The sequence below is a fragment of the Desulfotruncus arcticus DSM 17038 genome, from assembly GCF_900113335.1.
In the GTDB taxonomy this organism is placed as follows: Bacteria; Bacillota; Desulfotomaculia; order Desulfotomaculales; family Desulfallaceae; genus Desulfotruncus; species Desulfotruncus arcticus.
Map to the genome: position 1 here is coordinate 251,423 of NZ_FOOX01000003.1, position 16,446 is coordinate 267,868.

16 protein-coding genes are annotated in these 16,446 nt (G+C 45.6%); 12 read left to right on the plus strand and 4 right to left on the minus strand.

Translation table 11 applies throughout. From position 1 onward, the window contains the following. Positions 1-28 precede the first annotated feature (28 nt). Positions 29-1,552, minus strand: coding sequence for a class I adenylate-forming enzyme family protein (locus BM056_RS05970; protein ID WP_092469693.1), 1,524 nt, complete (start codon positions 1,550-1,552; stop codon positions 29-31). Between the two features lie 478 nt (positions 1,553-2,030). Between BM056_RS05970 and BM056_RS05975 the strand changes: the two genes are divergently transcribed. The 5 genes from BM056_RS05975 (at position 2,031) to BM056_RS05990 (ending at position 7,460) form a co-directional block, all read left to right on the plus strand. After that, positions 2,031-2,471 (plus strand): hypothetical protein, encoded by a 441-nt coding sequence (locus BM056_RS05975; protein ID WP_092469695.1) that lies wholly within the window; start codon positions 2,031-2,033, stop codon positions 2,469-2,471. A gap of 139 nt (positions 2,472-2,610) precedes the next feature. Beyond that, entirely contained in the window at positions 2,611-3,738 is a 1,128-nt protein-coding gene (locus tag BM056_RS05980; protein ID WP_092469697.1) for a radical SAM protein, read from the plus strand. Positions 3,739-3,780: 42 nt separating this feature from the next. Beyond that, positions 3,781-3,921 (plus strand): hypothetical protein, encoded by a 141-nt coding sequence (locus BM056_RS26100; RefSeq protein ID WP_165613399.1) that lies wholly within the window; start codon positions 3,781-3,783, stop codon positions 3,919-3,921. Positions 3,922-4,050: 129 nt separating this feature from the next. Further along, the gene (locus BM056_RS05985) at positions 4,051-5,949 is read left to right on the plus strand and encodes a methyl-accepting chemotaxis protein (protein WP_092469699.1); all 1,899 of its coding nucleotides are present in this window, start codon (positions 4,051-4,053) and stop codon (positions 5,947-5,949) included. Positions 5,950-6,197: 248 nt separating this feature from the next. Continuing rightward, the gene (locus tag BM056_RS05990; RefSeq protein WP_092469701.1) at positions 6,198-7,460 is read left to right on the plus strand and encodes a nickel-dependent lactate racemase family protein; all 1,263 of its coding nucleotides are present in this window, start codon (positions 6,198-6,200) and stop codon (positions 7,458-7,460) included. Positions 7,461-7,544: 84 nt separating this feature from the next. On the opposite strand, the gene BM056_RS26105 is transcribed toward BM056_RS05990, so the two are convergent. Beyond that, positions 7,545-7,694, minus strand: a complete 150-nt coding sequence (locus BM056_RS26105; protein WP_165613400.1) for a hypothetical protein — start codon at positions 7,692-7,694, stop codon at positions 7,545-7,547. Positions 7,695-7,837: 143 nt separating this feature from the next. Between BM056_RS26105 and BM056_RS05995 the strand changes: the two genes are divergently transcribed. The 3 genes from BM056_RS05995 (at position 7,838) to BM056_RS06005 (ending at position 11,494) form a co-directional block, all read left to right on the plus strand. Further along, on the plus strand, positions 7,838-8,113 hold the full coding sequence (locus tag BM056_RS05995) for a FeoA family protein (RefSeq protein ID WP_092469703.1): 276 nt from the start codon (positions 7,838-7,840) through the stop codon (positions 8,111-8,113). 97 nt (positions 8,114-8,210) lie between these two features. Then, complete coding sequence (feoB, locus tag BM056_RS06000; protein WP_092469705.1) at positions 8,211-10,139, plus strand: ferrous iron transport protein B; 1,929 nt, start codon at positions 8,211-8,213, stop codon at positions 10,137-10,139. A 59-nt stretch (positions 10,140-10,198) separates the two neighbouring features. Beyond that, positions 10,199-11,494 carry a D-alanyl-D-alanine carboxypeptidase family protein gene (locus BM056_RS06005; RefSeq protein ID WP_131820729.1) on the plus strand — a complete coding sequence of 432 codons (1,296 nt, stop codon included), beginning with the start codon at positions 10,199-10,201 and terminating at the stop codon, positions 11,492-11,494. A gap of 52 nt (positions 11,495-11,546) precedes the next feature. Here the strand turns inward: BM056_RS06005 and BM056_RS06010 are convergent, their stop codons facing one another. Beyond that, entirely contained in the window at positions 11,547-12,473 is a 927-nt protein-coding gene (locus BM056_RS06010) for a Na/Pi cotransporter family protein (RefSeq protein ID WP_092469709.1), read from the minus strand. Between the two features lie 195 nt (positions 12,474-12,668). Between BM056_RS06010 and BM056_RS06015 the strand changes: the two genes are divergently transcribed. Continuing rightward, entirely contained in the window at positions 12,669-13,871 is a 1,203-nt protein-coding gene (locus BM056_RS06015) for a methyl-accepting chemotaxis protein (protein ID WP_092469711.1), read from the plus strand. Positions 13,872-13,936: 65 nt separating this feature from the next. Here the strand turns inward: BM056_RS06015 and BM056_RS06020 are convergent, their stop codons facing one another. Beyond that, positions 13,937-14,260, minus strand: a complete 324-nt coding sequence (locus tag BM056_RS06020) for a hypothetical protein (protein ID WP_092469713.1) — start codon at positions 14,258-14,260, stop codon at positions 13,937-13,939. Positions 14,261-14,795: 535 nt separating this feature from the next. Between BM056_RS06020 and BM056_RS06025 the strand changes: the two genes are divergently transcribed. From BM056_RS06025 to BM056_RS06030, 3 genes are all read left to right on the plus strand, one after another. Then, positions 14,796-15,251, plus strand: coding sequence for a Fur family transcriptional regulator (locus tag BM056_RS06025; protein ID WP_092469715.1), 456 nt, complete (start codon positions 14,796-14,798; stop codon positions 15,249-15,251). 8 nt (positions 15,252-15,259) lie between these two features. After that, the gene (locus tag BM056_RS25570) at positions 15,260-15,409 is read left to right on the plus strand and encodes a histidine kinase (RefSeq protein ID WP_114319274.1); all 150 of its coding nucleotides are present in this window, start codon (positions 15,260-15,262) and stop codon (positions 15,407-15,409) included. Between the two features lie 63 nt (positions 15,410-15,472). Beyond that, positions 15,473-16,393: a patatin-like phospholipase family protein gene (locus BM056_RS06030; protein WP_092469717.1), complete on the plus strand. Its 921-nt coding sequence runs from the start codon at positions 15,473-15,475 to the stop codon at positions 16,391-16,393. The last annotated feature ends 53 nt before the right edge of the window (positions 16,394-16,446 follow it).

Sequence of the window (16,446 nt, forward strand, 5' to 3'; positions counted from 1 at the left end):
TCCGGTCATCCACCGGAGGTTCTTGTTATTATTGTTTGCTGATCCAGTTTAACAGCTCTTTTCGTAAAAGTTTTCCAGATGATGTTTTGGGAATGTTTTCAACAAACTTGTAATAACGAGGTATCTTGTAATTGGCCATTTTGCCTTCACAAAACTTTTTAATTTGTTCATCATCCAGTTTTTTGCCTTCCCTGGGCATGATAAACGCAAGTACTTCTTCGCCCATTACTGCATCTGGAACACCTACCACAGCCACTTCAAATATGTCTGGATGATCATAAAGCACTTCTTCGACTTCCCGCGGATTAATATTAATCCCGCCGCGGATAATCAATTCTTTCTTGCGATCAACAATATATAAGTCACCGTCCTGGTCAAAATACGCCAGATCACCGGTATGGAACCAGCCGTTACGCAATGCCCACCTGGTTTCTTCTTCCTGGTTATAATAGCCTTTCATCACATTGGGACCTCGAACAACGATTTCACCAACCTGTCCTTGAGGTACTTCCCTATCCTCGTAATCGAAAATTTTAACTTCTACCCCGGGAATAGGTTTGCCAATTGAACCGGGTTTTTTTGATGAGCTAACAAAATTTATGGTCACCACCGGTGAAGTTTCAGTCAGTCCGTAACCTTCCGTAACAGGTAATTTCATTTTTGTTTCAAATTCTTCGTACAGATCAGCCGGCATGGTGGCAGCACCGGTTAAGGCTATACGTAAAGAACTGGTATCATATTTATCAAGATCTTCGTAATTGATAATAAAATTATAAATGGTGGGAGGGCTAAAAAAGAATGAGATTTTTTCATGTGCAATAATCTTTAATGTTTCTGCGGCACCCTGCCATTTTTTTTGAATAACCATGGTTGCTCCTGCAACAATGGAGTTATTCATAACGCAAGTCTGGGCAGCCGCATGGTATACCGGTGCGGTCAATAGAGCGCGGTCTGAAGGTGTCATGCGGCAAAGCTGAGAAAAGGTTAGTGCATTGCTGTAAAGGTTATAATTAGTAAGCATTGCCCCTTTGGGTTTACCTGCCGTTGCCGCGGTATATAAAATAACTGCCACATCCTCCCGGCTGTACTTGGTATCGTGAAAGGTACCGGTACCTTGCTCAAAAATTTGTTCCAAAGTTATAAAGCCGTCACCCTGGGAATCAGGGTCATTAATAATTATCTTTAGAGAAACGTTCATTTTTTCTTTTAAAGTAACAAATTTCTCCTTTAATTCTGAAGTTGTAATCACCGCAGTTGGCTGGCAGTCTTTAATCACAACGGCAAATTCATTAATTGTGTGCTGAGGGCTGATCGGTACTACAATACCTTTCATTCTAATAATAGCGTAATAAGCAATTACAAATTCAGGACAATTACTCATGGCCATAAGGACTCTGTCGCCGGATTTTATACCTAGTTGCTGCAGCCCACCGGCGAGCTGATTAACCCGGGTTTCCAGTTGGGCGTACGTCATTCTCCGGTTTTTAAAAACAATAGCTTCCTGACCGGGGGATACCCGTGCTATTTCAGCAAGTCTCACAGGTAAGTTCATCTTGAAACCTCCTTGATGCGCCGGGGCTAATTTTATTCTAAAACATTTTTGTGAGAAAACAAAGTAATTATTTTATATATGTGCAGCTAGATAACCTGATTTAAAGAGTAAATAATTTTATTTAAGTTCTACCTATAAACACAGAAATCCTTCTTATAATCCACTTTGTGTGATAAAAGGTTTGCTGTTATTGCTGTAAAATTATTGCAGCAATAACAAGTGACAAGAGCAACAATTCACATAGTGGAGTTTAAATAGTGAATTAAATAACTTGTGTCAAACTATTGCTAAAATATGTGGTGACAATGTAAAATAATAAGCAAGGGTGGTTAGGTGAAAAAGTTTAGTATGTCCGCCGTGTTTTGAAAATTTTGAAAACACCAGCAAGCCAATGAGGATAAAAATTTGTAGTTCAGCTAAAACTGATTTTTAAACTAATAAAATTATTATATTGGTAAGAAAACAGGTGGTGATTTATATGTCAAGCGTCTCTCAAACCGTTGATAAAAATGTGGAATGGGCGGCGCCCAATGTATTTAAAAGGCTTATCAAATCATTTGTGGGGTTTTTCAGTACAAATGACGTAAGTAAAAAAGCACGCATTTGGCACGGTGGTTTTTCGTACTCTTTAATACCAAATACTTCTATAAGAAATTTCCATAATATGAACCCTGTTACTTCAATTGATGCAGGCCAGTGTTACATATGTGTGTTCGATCAGGATAATTACCAGGGAAATTACCAAATGCTTGGACCAGGAGAAAAAGTTCAGTTGAATAATTGTGCTTCACTGGTAGTCGGCACTGAAAAATTCTCTATTGGGGCGGTGCGTAACAATGCTGCTCCGCCTAAAGGGTTCTGGGAAATGGACGGTCCAATGTATATGGCGCACTTTTCTTCCGGTTATAGGTACGCATAAGAATAATTATATTTAATATGACGGCCAGGGACTTACCCTGGCTTTTTTTCATTAATTTTTTTGAAAAGGATAATAGCTTATTTAGGATTAAGTTTTATGGTAAAATCTGAATTATAATTATGTTTTTGGGGGGCATAAAATGAATATAGAGCAGGGGCCGATTAGGCCGCCTAGCGAAGCAGCAAGCTTGCTGATCAGGGTAACCAGGAATTGTCCGTGGAATAAATGCACCTTTTGCAGCACTTACAAGGGTAAAAAGTTTAGCCGCCGGCCTATTGAAGAAGTGCTGCGAGATGTGGATACCGTCAGGCGGGTCAGCGAGCAGGTTAGGCAAATTTCCCGGTCCAAAGGATTTGGCGGCAAGATAACCAGTGAAGTTGTCAACGAATCAGGGGCACGGTACGGTCATTTACACTACCACGTTGCTTCCTGGCTGTATTATGGAGGCAAGTCTGTTTTTTTACAGGATGCCAACTCGTTGCTGTTAAAAACTTCAGACTTGGTTGAGATAATAAATTATATCAGGACTGCTTTCCCGTCGGTGGAAAGGGTGACTACATATGCCAGGGCGGATACTGCCGCACGGAAAAATGATGAGGATTTTTTAGCTCTGGGCAATGCCGGCCTGTCCAGGATTCATATGGGCATGGAATCCGGTTCCGATATTGTGCTGAAAATGGTTCAAAAAGGTATTACCTCCAGCCAGCTGATACAGGCGGCCCAAAAGATCAGGGGGGCTGGTATATCACTGTGCTGGTATATCATGCCTGGCCTTGGAGGTAAAGAGCATTCCAGTGAGCATGCGTTAGGTACCGCCGAGGTGATCAATGCGGGTAATCCGGATTATGTTCGATTTAGAACACTTTCGGTGTTAAAAAGAACCCCGCTTTATGATATGGTGCAAAGCGGTATATTCACTGTGCCCGATGAGGATGATATGGTAGAGGAGCAGCGTTTAATCATTCAATCCCTCAATGGAGTGACCACGACAATTGTTAGTGACCATGTATTGAATCTGCTGCAGGAGCTTGAAGGTACTTTGCCGGTTGACCGGGAGAAAATGTTGAACATAATCGCCCGTTATCTTGCTTTACCTCAGGAAGCCAAAAACAATTATCAGTTGGGCCGAAGGGCCGGGGTATATTTAAAGCTTGACGATATGCAAAATAAAAATAGATTTAATTACGTGCAGAGTCTGCTCAGTCAAATTGGTGGACCTGAAAATATTAACAAAGAGCTGGCCAAAATTCGCCGGGGATTTGTGTAATACTGCGCAAGATGATTTGTTATTTTTTTGTGGGAGGAAACCATGGCAGCACAGCATGAGCAAAACGGTTCCAAAAAGCTAAGGATAGGAAAACTGGCGATAGACCCGGTTTTTTTGCTGCTTTTTTTACTTTTTGCCGCCAGCTCTTTTTTATTGGTGTTTTTTTTGTGGTTGATGTCTTAATATTATTGACAAAAAGTTAATTAAAAGTTAATATTTTTTTAAAATAGTTTGTGACAGAGATCACAAATAATCTAAAGGGAAAGAAGGGAGGTAGGGCAGGTATATCCAGCATGTATTTGCCCGTTTTTTATGCAAAAAAGCATCCAAACCAGGCTGGCTGTCATAATCACGGTGTTAATTGCGATATCTGTCCTGTCAATTAGTTATTTGGCATATAACAAAACCCGCACCATGCTGGTTGATTATACCAGGGAGCGGCTTATTACCGACGCGGCAATTTACTCAGATATGGTGGATAAATATATTTTTGAGCGCAGTAAAGATATAGCAATAATGGCCAAACATCCCGTGTTAATAAACATGAATACCACTGGCGCGGAAAAGTCGGCGGTTTTAAAAAACTACAAGGAGGATTATGGCTGCTACGCTTCCATCTCAATGACCGACGCTTCCGGCATGCAGGTTGCGGACAGTGAAGGCACGGTCGGGGTGATGAAGAACGACCTTGAGTGGTTTCAAGCTGCCGTAAAGGGTAATCTGTATATTTCTGATGTGCGCATGTCCAGAGATCTGAATAAGCCTGTTTTAAATTTTGCCTGTCCCGTTAAGGATGGGAGTGGTAATATTATCGGAACTTTGACCAGCCGGTTGATCCTTGAGAGCACTATCTGGACCATGGTGGATGAATTTCAACAAATGCAGGAAAAGCATGGCAAAGTAGGGTATGCGTTTATAGTTGATAAGTCCGGTGTAATTATGGCCCACCCCAACCGGGAAATGGTGCTGAATCAAAATATCCTGGAAATGGGAATTTCCGAACTTAAAGCGGCGGGAGAAAAAATGATCAGGGGAGAAAGTGGATTTTCACGTTACCAATATGAGGATGTGGATAAGTATGTTGCCTACGTTCCCCTGGACGGCTGGGGGGAATACCGGGGCCAGGGCTGGTCCATTGGGCTGACATCACCGGTAACTGATTTTCTGACTCCCGTATATATTATGCGCAAATTTATGGTTACCCTTGGTTTGGCTGTGGCTTTAATTGGTCTTGGGCTTACGCTGCTTTTTGCCCGGAGTATTGTCCGGCCGATTAAAACACTTTTGGCCAATGTTCAAGAAGTTGCCAAAGGCAATTTAACCCGCAGTGTAGACGTCCGCTCCAAGGATGAAATAGGCGAGCTGGGCAGCGCCTTTAACCAGATGGTGTCCCAGTTGAGGGTGATTGTGGCTAACCTGCAGGGCACCTCGATTAAACTTTCGTCCCACAGCCAGGAAATGGCCGCGTCGGGAGAAGAGGTAAGCGCTACTGTGGAAGAACTGGCCGGCACCACCAATGAGGTGGCGGCTACAATTAACCATAGTGCAGAGAACAGCAGGGCTGCGCAGGAAGAATCAATCCACATGCGTGAAATTGCCGGGGACGGGGATTTGGCCATCCAGCAGGCTTTGAAAAAAATCAACTCTATTGCTGAAAACAGTAAGTTGATTGCCGGGGCGGTACACAACCTGGGCAAACAGTCCGATAAGATTGGGGAAATTATCAGTACTATCACCGGAATTGCCGATCAAACCAATCTACTGGCTTTAAATGCCGCCATTGAGGCTGCCAGGGCCGGCGAACACGGCAGGGGCTTTGCCGTGGTTGCCGATGAAGTGCGCCAACTGGCCGAACAATCAGGCCGGGCGGCTAATGAGATTACCGGTTTGGTTAAACAAATTCAAACCGGTGTCGGAGAGGCTACTATGATGATGGATAAAGGGCTGGTTGAAGTCAATGAAGGTGTGGAAATGGCTAACAGCGCCGGTATGGCTCTGAACAAAATTACCGCTGCCATTGATAAAAATGCTGAAACGATCAGCGACCTGGCTATAGGTGCAGATCAAATCAATGAAGGAGCCCAGCAGCTTTCGGCAGCTATTCAACAAATTTCTTCCACCATTCAGCAGGTATCGGGCGCAGCCCTGGACCTGGCGGGTATTGCCGCTGCTCTGGAACAGGCTGCTGCCAAATTTATTGTAGAAAAATAACGAAATGGGTTGCCAGCGATATCAGTTTCTATTGTAGACTTAGCCAGTTATAGGTATGAATATTAAAACGCGCGCTAAAGGAACTGATTAAGCGCGCGTTTTTTACCGCCCTGCAGTCCGGAACTTGGTAATGATAACCTGCCTGTCCGGTAATACTACTTCCAGACCCAATATGTGTTGCTCTCGGTGGCACCATATTAAGACCATTGGAATTAACATTAAAATCACTACTGAAGAGGACTTGCTTAATGGAATATAAAATGGCTTATGGCCAGGGATACAAGTCTTTGGGACTGCCGGAACAAAACGTGGCTGCAGTAATTAATCCTAAATTCCCCCGGGCTGCAGACCCGGGAGCCCTGGTAGAGGCTGCCCTGCATAACCCCATTGCCTCACCGGCTCTGGACCAGTTGATTAAAGTCAAGCGACCCGGGCGGGTGGCGGTTATAGTTAATGATCATACCAGGCCAACGCCGCATGACTATATGCTGCCAATTCTGCTGCGGGAATTAAATCATGCCGGTATTAGTAACGATGCCATTACGTTGGTGGTGGCGACCGGCGCGCACAGGGGCAATACAGCAGCTGAAAGCCAGATTTCGCTGGGCACTGCTGCCAGCCGGTGTGCAATTGTCAATCACAATTGCCGCAGCACGGACCTGATCGATATGGGTGTCCTGTCCAATGGTGTTCACCTTCATATCAACCCTTTGGTGGCAGAGGCCGAACTGGTAATCTTAACAGGTATGATTGCTCCCCACGAACTGGCAGGGTTTTCAGGCGGTCGCAAGTCGATACTGCCGGGTATTGCCGGCATAGAAGCTATAACAGCCAATCACTCTTTGCTAACCAGGGGTGGTATCGGCACCGGTAAACTGGACGGCAACCCGGTGCACCGGCTAATGATGGAAGCTATGCAGGTGGTAAAACCTGATTTTATTCTTAATGTGGTTGCGGATACACAAAACCTGCCTGTCCATGCGGTGGCCGGTGACCCGGAAAAAGCCTGGCTGGCCGGCACAAAATTATGCCGTGATTCAACTAAGGTTAGAAATATAATCACTGCCGATATAGCTTTTACAAGCGCCGGGGGATACCCCCGTGACATCAATCTGTACCAGACGATTAAGCCTATGCGCAGCGTCGCCAAATTCATCAAGGAGGGTGGTACACTGGTGATGTTTGCCCGTTGTAATGAAGGCGCCGGCAATGCTGTACTGGAGCAATGGGTGCACGAAGCTGCCAGCCCTTTTGAACTTACAAGCCGGCTGCAAAAACAATTCGTTTTAGGGGGGCATAAAGCTCATTTGCTGGCTGAACTGGTGGGAAAAGTTAATGTTGTTCTGGTATCAGATATGCTCGCACAAAGTGTGCGGCAGTTCTTCATGGAATCAGCCCAAAGCCCCGAAGAAGCCCTGCAGTTGGTCACAAAGAAGCATGGAAGTGATTTTAAGGCTGTGGTTATCCCCTGGGCAGGCTTGATTATAACGGAGAATAAATATGCCTGGTAAGAAAACACTCGGCCTGAATTGTTAACCAATTAGTAAAAATCCTGTAAAAGGGGCCGTTTGCTACGGCCCCGGAATTACCGGTCGCTATTTACCGGGGTGGCGTTGGACCGCCAAAAGGTATATTTCCTGGTTTGCTCCGCTGGCATTTATTTCTTTTTCCGTATTAATCAGGTGGTTTAATTGTTCCTGCGACAAATTTGCTGCTTCCATACCTTTGGTATCAATGTTTGGCATATTTCATCCCTCCTTTAAATTATTTTTGTCCAAACTTATTTTTTTTATAGCGTGAAATAATAATTGTTGACCTGAACAAGAAACAAAAATATAATATGGTGAGAACGGTTATCTTTATCAATTGACGACTGTAGGTGCTCTTAATGACTTTGGATAAAGTTAGACGTGGCGAACAAATCAAAGTAATATCTATAGGTGATTCCCGCACCAAAGAGCGGGCCCTTCGCATGGGTATTGATGCAGGAACTGTACTGACTTGTTCCGAAGTGGTTCCGGCCGGGCCGGTGGTTGTAAGTAAAAACAGACAGGAACTGGCTATCGGCAGAGCCTTTGCCCGGCATATCAATGTTGAAGTTCTGGCCCGGGCGGACGCGACCAGGCTGGCCAAGCCTGCCCTGAAAAGCGAAACTTGCCGATAAACACCGGCTTGCCAAGCATCGCTTTTAACTTGTATGACTGCCCCGGACTTGGACCGGGCTTTTTTATTTCAATATAGATCAATTGTCGAGGCTAAATATGGAAAATTTAATTGCACCAGAGGGACAAAAAAGAATTGTGCTGGTGGGCAACCCCAACGTAGGCAAGTCGGTTTATTTTCACCGATTGACCGGTCAATATGTTGATGTATCTAATTTCCCGGGTACTACCATGGAATTTTACTGTGGTAAGCTTGGTTCCGATTTCCTGGTGGATACACCTGGTGTGTACGGCCTGTCCGGCCATAGCGAAGAAGAATTATTGGTCCGGGACGCAGTATTAACATCAGACATGGTAATTAACGTGGTTGATGCTGTACATCTGGAACGTGACCTGTTTTTAACCTGTCAGCTGCTGGATGCCGGGGTGCCCATGGTTATAGCTCTTAACATGGTTGACGAACTTGAAGGGCGTGGTATGGAAGTTGATACAGCCCGGATGGAGCAACTTTTAGGTGTTCCCGTTGTTGCAACGGTGGCGGTAACCGGCCAGGGTTTTAACCGGCTCAGTGAAAAGCTGGCCGCAGCCCGTCCGGGTCAGGCTGACATTTTGGTTGGGCAGTTATTGGCGGGTTACCCCGGCATACCACGCAGAGAGGCAGTTTTTATTCTGGAGGGAGATTCCGAAGTGTCCTCCCACCGCGGGTTGGAGCCGGGGCAGGACAGAGATAAAATTTACCAAGCCAGGCAGCACCGTGCGGGGGAAATTTCCTCAGCTGTTTTGAAAGAAAAGCGCATGGACGCGTCTATCGCTTCCACTATTGGTCACTGGCTGATTAATCCTTTAACGGGTATTCCCGCATTAATTATAACTTTGTGGGCTATTTATGAACTGGTGGGGGTTTTTTTCGCCCAAACGGTGGTAGGAGTTACTGAAATTATTATTATGAAAGGACACTATGAACCGCTGGTCCGGTCGCTGCTTAACCATGTTTTGGATTTGGATTCACCCCTGGGAGTTATTTTATCCGGGCAATTCGGCCTTTTAACTATGGCCATAACTTATCTATTTGGGTTGCTGCTGCCTCTGGTGGGCGGGTTCTTTTTGGTGCTTTCCATTCTGGAGGATTCGGGATACCTGCCCAGGATTGCCACATTGATGGACCGGATAATGAGTTATATCGGGCTTAACGGGCAGGCTGTAATTCCTCTGGTGCTAGGTTTTGGCTGCGTCACAATGGCGGCCATAACTACCCGTATGCTGGCCTCGGACCGGGAGCGCCGCATAGCTATTTTTTTACTGGCTCTTTCCATCCCCTGCTCGGCGCAGCTTGCTTTTGTGGCGGCGATTTTAGGCTCGCTGGGCCCGGGGTACATGTTTTTATACGGGTTCTTCATCTTAAGCGTTATGGCCGGGGTGGGTACTTTAATGGACCGCCTGCTGCCTGGATATACTCAGCCGCTCTGGTTGGACTTGCCTACAATGAGATTGCCGAGGCTAAATAATATACTGAAAAAAACCTGGATCAGGACATTTGGCTTTCTGAAGGAAGCGTTTCCTATTTTCCTGGGAGGTGCGTTGTTGTTAAGTTTGCTTAAGGTAACCGGGCTGATGGAGGCAATTGAACGAATGATGCAGCCATTAACCACCGGCTGGCTCTACTTGCCGGGTGAAACAGCCGGTGCCTTTATTATGGGTTTTATCCGCAGAGATTTTGGTACAGCGGGCATCATGGCCATACCAATGGAGCCATTGCAAAAATTTATCGCACTGGTAACCCTAACCCTATTCGTTCCCTGTATCGCAACTACGCTCGTTATTTTCAAGGAGAGGGGCTGGCGGGAAGGAATTGCCATTTGGTTAACGGTACTGACGCTGGCCTTTACCATGGGTGGGTTGTTGGCCCACGTCATTTACTATGCGCAGGGAGTAAACCCGGCCATGACGCTGCCGCTGACCGCGCTGTTCGTTTCGATGTTGCTAATGCTGGCAGTAATAGCGGCTCGCTGGCGACGAGGGATTGGTTGATATCAAGAAATGTGATAAAATTACCGTTGTTTGAGGTATTTAAGGGCGGGAGAAAACAGTTGCTGAAGAGAATAATTTTATTGCTGATGCTTTATCTGATGGCGGTTGTTGGGAGACCTCCGGCCGCTGTGGCGGCTCCGGATAATATTCCCGAGCCGGTGGGTGAGGCCGCGATTCTAATTGATGCGGATAACGGCCAGGTACTTTATGATAAAAATGCGGATCAGAGAATGTTCCCTGCCAGTACCACCAAAATACTTACAGCTTTGCTGGCCCTTGAACGGGCCAAGCCTGATGATATGGTGGAGATAAGCGAGCGGGCGGCTAAGATTGGCGGAACGAGAGTAGGCCTGCAACCCGGGGAAAAGGTCAAAATGGAAGACCTGCTGTACATTCTCATGCTAAGCTCGGCTAACGATGCGGCTATTGCCATTGCCGAGCATGTGGGAGGCTCAGTAGAGCATTTTGCCGACTTAATGAATGCCCGGGCTAAACAAGCGGGAGCAACGGGAACAAACTTTATCAATCCGAACGGCATGCCTGACGAAAACCACTATACCACAGCGCGGGATTTGGCTTTAATCAGCCGCGAGGCGATGAAAAATCCTGCTTTCAGGAGGATCGTCGGAACAACAAATTACAAAGTGGATCGTAAAAAAAATATGTCTCCCGAGCTAAAGCAAAACATTGAGAAGCTGGAGCGTATTTACGGTCCGGTACAGGAGGATTTTTATAACCATAATAAACTTATCTCGAGCAGCTATTATGGTTATAAAGGGGCAAACGGCATTAAAACAGGTTATACCGTAGACGCTGGCCAATGCATCGTCGCCTCTGCTGATAAGGACGACAGGGAGCTGATAGCGGTGGTGCTAAAGACCCAGGGTGCCAACTTGTGGTCTGATCCCGCAATGTTACTTGATTATGGTTTTAATAATTTTACTCCGGTGCAGTTGATCAAGCCCAAACAGATAATTACTGACGCCGCTGTGCTGCATGGCTCAAGAAGAGCCGTACTTGAAACCACAAGTAGTTTTTATTACAATTTCCCTGTTGAGGAGTCCCCCGAGGTAACCCGCAAGGCTGTATTGGAAGAAAATATCCGTGCTCCGTTGGAGGCCGGACAAAAATTAGCGGAATTGGTGCTGGAGTCTGACGGAGAGGAATTGGGAAGGGTCCAGTTGGTCAATATTTACCCTGTGTCCCGTAAGATTACAAGTTACTGGTGGTTTTGGGCTGCAGCCATAACCTTGGCTGCGTTTGTGCTGAAATTGTTAACGATTGCGATGCGACGGCGCCCCAGGCAACGTTCCCGGAGCAATGTTGTTTACTTGAAAAATAGAGATCGCAGGTAAAAAAGCAGCCTCTTTCCAGTTAGAGCAAAGAGGCTGCTTTTTTATTTACCGGTCACCGGTCCGGGACGATTAGCTTTACCAGTCTGGTAAAGGGCCGGGCCAGCGGCAGTACGACCAGGCTGCTGATAATGTTGAATAATGTGTGCGCGTTGGCCACCTGGCGCGGCAGGTTATCCGCGCTATGGCCGACCAGTATTGCAAGCGGCTGTATAAATGGCAGGAATAGGATTACTCCCAGAACATTCAGCAGCACGTGAGCTGCAGCCACCTGTTTCCCAACCCTGGACCCTCCAAAGCTTGCCAGTATGGCGGTAATACAGGTGCCGATATTGTTGCCCAAAACCAGAGCTAGCGCTATCGGCAGAGAAACGAGCTGTTGTTCTGATAGAAGCATAACTATGCCGGTGGCCGCAGCGCTGCTGTGCAATAAGGCAGTCACCAGCGTTCCTGCCAGCACCGCCCGCAAGGGGCTGCCATGCAGGGTTGAAAGGATTTCATTCAGCCAGGAGGCCTCCCGGAGCGGGGCAAGGGCTGTGGCTATCAGCCATAAGCTGCCAAAAACCAATCCGAACCCGAAAAGGGAACGACCTAATTGACCGGTAGGGCGATGTCCTCCTAGCACACATAATACCGCTCCCACTGCCACGGCGGGTAACGCCAGTTTGAATAAGTCGAAGGATATCAGCTGTACGGTTATGCAGGTTCCCACATTGGCACCGAGGATTATCCCCACGGCTTGCGCCAGATTAAGCAGACCGGCATTAATGAAGCCGATGGTAAGCACTGATACGGCCGTGCTGCTCTGTGCCAGCATAGTTAGAAGTGTGCCTGTAATGGCAGCAGCTACAGATGTGGCCGTTAACGTGGATAGTGCCCGCTTCATTTTTTCTCTGGATAGGTTCTCCAGTCCGGACCTCATTATTTGCATACCTTGCAGCAGCAGGTAAAGACCGGCTAATGTCCCTGTAATTACCAACAAAGCTGTCCCTCCCGGCGCCGGGTATTTATTACTGTTTATGGGTGGCTGCCCCCTGGTATGCAGGAAAGATTAAATCTTTTCATTGAAAATTTTTCGGGGCAGTTTAACAATTATTTAATTTTATGGACATAATTTATTAATTAATTGACTGTATCCTTTAATATAACAACAGGAATATCAAAGGAGGGAAAATTGATGTTTTTTATGAATTTTTTTAAAAACAACACAGGTACAGTCACGTGCCAGAATCAAAACGACATGATTAATTTTATTTCCGCGTTATCAGGCTTTTCTCTTGTCCACACGGAACTTATGGCCTTCAGGGCGTCGTTAAAAATACAGGAAGTTGTGCAAAAAGCTTCGGATTTAGCGGCTACCAGCCAGGAAATGGCTGCCACTACCGAGGAAGTATCTGCGTCAGCCCAGCAAATCAGTGCCGGTATGCAGCAGGTGAGGGCCGGGTCCGTGGAAAACATTAATAAAATAGACAGCCTTGACCAATTGTCAAATCAGGTCGGAGCAACACTTGATAAAATGGTTGGAGACACGGGCAATCTGGTTAACAGGATTAAAAAGATAGATAATATTTCCCAGAATGTTTCTGAAATAGCCGACCAGACTAATTTATTATCATTAAATGCGGCTATTGAAGCAGCCCGCGCGGGAGAGCACGGCCGGGGGTTCTCGGTGGTGGCCGATGAAGTCCGAAAGCTGGCAGGGCAGACGAAAACCGCTGTTTCAGAGGTGAAAACCATATCAGACCAGATTAACGGTGATGCCATGATGGTGGGGGATGCGGTGACAGGGGTTCAAAAAACCTTTGACAACTATATGAATGAGGTCAGGGAGGTCTCTGACCGGACGCGCCAGAGCGTAAATCAAATTGAAGAAACAGCCGAAGCTTCGGAAACAATTGCTCAGGCTATGACGCAACAGGCCACGGCTACGGAAAGCCTGGCCAAACTTGCACAGGAACTCACAGCTTCGGTTGACTTTGGTGATGTTATTGTCAACGATGCCAACCATTTAATTGCCATAGTCGAGCCATATTTAAAGTTCACTGAATCTGATTCCATTATCAGCACTCTGGCGGCCCGCCTTTTTGATCACGCGGTGTTTTTAAAAAATGTCATCAATAATGCGGGCAAAGGCGGAACTACAATAACTCATCATGATTGTGCTTTTGGTAAATGGTACGATGCCAATCGTAATAAATTTAATCATATTAATGAATTTAAAGCTATTGACGAACCTCATCGTTTGGTGCACGAGGCCGGCAGGTTGCTGGCCGAAGAAAAAAATCTTGAAAATACTGATTTACTAATCAAGTCTTCTGTTCAAATTTTAGAAGGATTTGTTAAATTGCTTGACGTATTTAAAAAGAAGGATGCCGCCTGAAATAGTCGTCGGCGGTCAGTCGCCGGTAGATAACATGCGACTTGGTTGCTTTTAAACAGTTATTGCTATTCTTCTGTTGGTGACGCGTCAACGGCGTGGGCGTCTACTTTAGCGTTGTGATTATTGCGCAGCTGTTTTAGCTGGGGCATCGGATATGCTATTGTTCTAAAGGCTTGCTCATCCGATTCGCCGTTACTTAACACGGGAATTCCTTCCCTGGCTCTTCTAAGGGTTGCCCGCAAATGAAATTCCGCTGCTGTAAGGTCATAAATTGCCGCGTCAAGAGTGTCATAATTGGCGTTATTGAAATGGTTTTGCGCTTCTTCCAAGAGGTCAAGGGCCTCTCTGAGGGCAGGGTTGATCATGTCGTATTTGCTGTTGTTATACAATGGAAGCCACCTCGATTTCGACTAAAAAGCATGGTTATTTTATGCTCAGCTATGTATTGCTGTCGCGGGCTTTATTGCTTATATAATCTTTTGCCCGGGTGAGGCTGTTTTATACGAGGTAAAAAGATCAAGCTTTGAGTGTAAACTTAACCGATTAATTTTCGCTTTTTCACACTTCGCTAGAATTTATATCCGGCTATGTATATGGCCGGAACATAGGATTAAAGTACAAAAAAGCGCGTATTAAAGGAACTGATTGAACGCGCTTTTTTTATTGCAAGCGAAATATTTGAGTAGTATAATATATGAAAAGAGTCCATCCAATTTTCTCCCCGTCAATTGACGGGGATTCTTTTATCTAAAAGTTTTTGACATACGTTCATATTGACAGGCGCCAGTATATTTGGATATACTACTATTAGGGAATTCTTCTGGCTACGAAGTTCATTGAAAGTATATCTCCGGCATTGGAGCAATGATCACGGAGCGGAAGTGTATCCTCGTTATTTAAAAGAAATTTTTGGTGGTGTGTTAAATGCGCGGAGTAATTGGTGAAGTAGAGGAAAAGCTGCGCTCTAACGAATATAAAATGACTCCCAAGCGGGAGTATGTCCTGAGGGTGTTATTAGAAAACAAAGATAAACACCTCAGTGCCGAAGAAGTATATAACCTGGTTAAAATTAAAGCGCCTGATGTTGGCCTGGCAACGGTATATCGTACTCTGGAGTTGTTTTCCAGTTTTGATATTATCCATAGCATGGATTTTGGAGACGGTAGAAAACGTTATGAATTTGGGGTGGATAACGGTGATGGGCACAGGCATCACCACTTAATTTGTGTGCAATGCGGTAAAATAATCGAGATGAATGAAGATCTGTTGGAGGACCTGGAAGAAAGAGTCAACAGGACATATAATTTTACCATTAGTGACCATGAACTGAAAATATTCGGGCGGTGCAGCGAATGCATGCCCAAAAATAAGAAGGAATGACAACAATAATGAACGAGCGTGAAAAGCGAATACAAGAGCTTGAGGAACAAATTACTGACTTAAAAAAAAGATTTCCAGCTCATTCTATCAAGCCGGAAATGGTTAACCAGTTGGAAGAGTTTGAAGATGAGCTTGAACGTTTAAAAGATAATAATTGATTACACAATCACCGCAGCTGTTTCATATTATGTATTAAACCTTAAACAGGGCGGTGATTTTTTATGCCCTCTAAACCGCTGGTTGGACTGGCGCTGGGCGGCGGGGTTATGCGGGGGATGGCGCATATAGGGGTGCTTCGCGCACTGCGCGACGCGGGAATTGCCGTTGATATGGTGGCCGGAACCAGCGCGGGCAGTATTGTGGCTGCATTATATGCTTCGGGTTACAACCCGCATCAGATGCAGGAAATAGTGGAAAATTTGAAGTTTCGGGACATATTTGATTATGCTCCTTTGCTGGGCAATCTTTTTTTAATTGCAGGAGACACTACTGCCGGTCTGCTGCGGATGCCGTACCCTTTAAGAAAGCCGCTGGGGCTCATGAAGGGTAAAAAAATTGATGCCTTATTAAACAAGTGGCTTGGTAAAACCCGTTTATTTACCGAAACTAAAATCCCTTTGGCTATTGTTACCGTAGACATAAGAAATGCTGCCCTGGTAGTTTTTTTAGACGGTAATTTGGCCATACGTACTATTCTGCCACCGGAAAATAAATTCATCGGCGATCAAAAAATTTCGTTGGCGGTCAGAGCCAGTTCATCTGTACCGGGCTTATTTGAGCCTGTCCGCATGGGTGAACATTTGCTGGTGGACGGGGGCTTGCGGGACAACGTGCCGGCCTCCGTGCTGCGCAGCATGGGAGCGGATATTGTCATAGCCGTTGATGTGGGCTATGATGGCAGCAGCAACCACCGTGTGGAAAATATCTTTGACATTATAGCCCAAAGTTATGAAATTTTGATGTCTGAAAGTATAAATTTGAAAATTGAACGTTACGCCGATGTAGTTATTCGTCCGGTAATTAAAATGGGGCCGTGGGAATTTGAGAGAATTGGTTATTGCATCAAACAGGGGGAATATGAAACAAGGAAAAAGGTGACTGAAATTAAACGTAAAATTGAGAGCTATCCTTATCTTAAATAAGCGGCGGCCATCTGTATCCCTCGGGGATTAACTCCTGGATAATCCGACCACTT

Coding starts and splice junctions, on each gene's coding strand:
- BM056_RS06015 (WP_092469711.1), top strand. CDS start 12,669: ATGTTTTTTATGAATTTTTTTAAAAACAACACAGGTACAGTCACGTGC.
- BM056_RS26105 (WP_165613400.1), bottom strand. CDS start 7,694: ATGCCAAACATTGATACCAAAGGTATGGAAGCAGCAAATTTGTCGCAG.
- feoB (WP_092469705.1), top strand. CDS start 8,211: ATGGAAAATTTAATTGCACCAGAGGGACAAAAAAGAATTGTGCTGGTG.
- BM056_RS05985 (WP_092469699.1), top strand. CDS start 4,051: ATGCAAAAAAGCATCCAAACCAGGCTGGCTGTCATAATCACGGTGTTA.
- BM056_RS06030 (WP_092469717.1), top strand. CDS start 15,473: ATGCCCTCTAAACCGCTGGTTGGACTGGCGCTGGGCGGCGGGGTTATG.
- BM056_RS25570 (WP_114319274.1), top strand. CDS start 15,260: ATGAACGAGCGTGAAAAGCGAATACAAGAGCTTGAGGAACAAATTACT.
- BM056_RS06025 (WP_092469715.1), top strand. CDS start 14,796: ATGCGCGGAGTAATTGGTGAAGTAGAGGAAAAGCTGCGCTCTAACGAA.
- BM056_RS05980 (WP_092469697.1), top strand. CDS start 2,611: ATGAATATAGAGCAGGGGCCGATTAGGCCGCCTAGCGAAGCAGCAAGC.
- BM056_RS05975 (WP_092469695.1), top strand. CDS start 2,031: ATGTCAAGCGTCTCTCAAACCGTTGATAAAAATGTGGAATGGGCGGCG.
- BM056_RS26100 (WP_165613399.1), top strand. CDS start 3,781: ATGGCAGCACAGCATGAGCAAAACGGTTCCAAAAAGCTAAGGATAGGA.
- BM056_RS05970 (WP_092469693.1), bottom strand. CDS start 1,552: ATGAACTTACCTGTGAGACTTGCTGAAATAGCACGGGTATCCCCCGGT.
- BM056_RS05990 (WP_092469701.1), top strand. CDS start 6,198: ATGGAATATAAAATGGCTTATGGCCAGGGATACAAGTCTTTGGGACTG.
- BM056_RS05995 (WP_092469703.1), top strand. CDS start 7,838: ATGACTTTGGATAAAGTTAGACGTGGCGAACAAATCAAAGTAATATCT.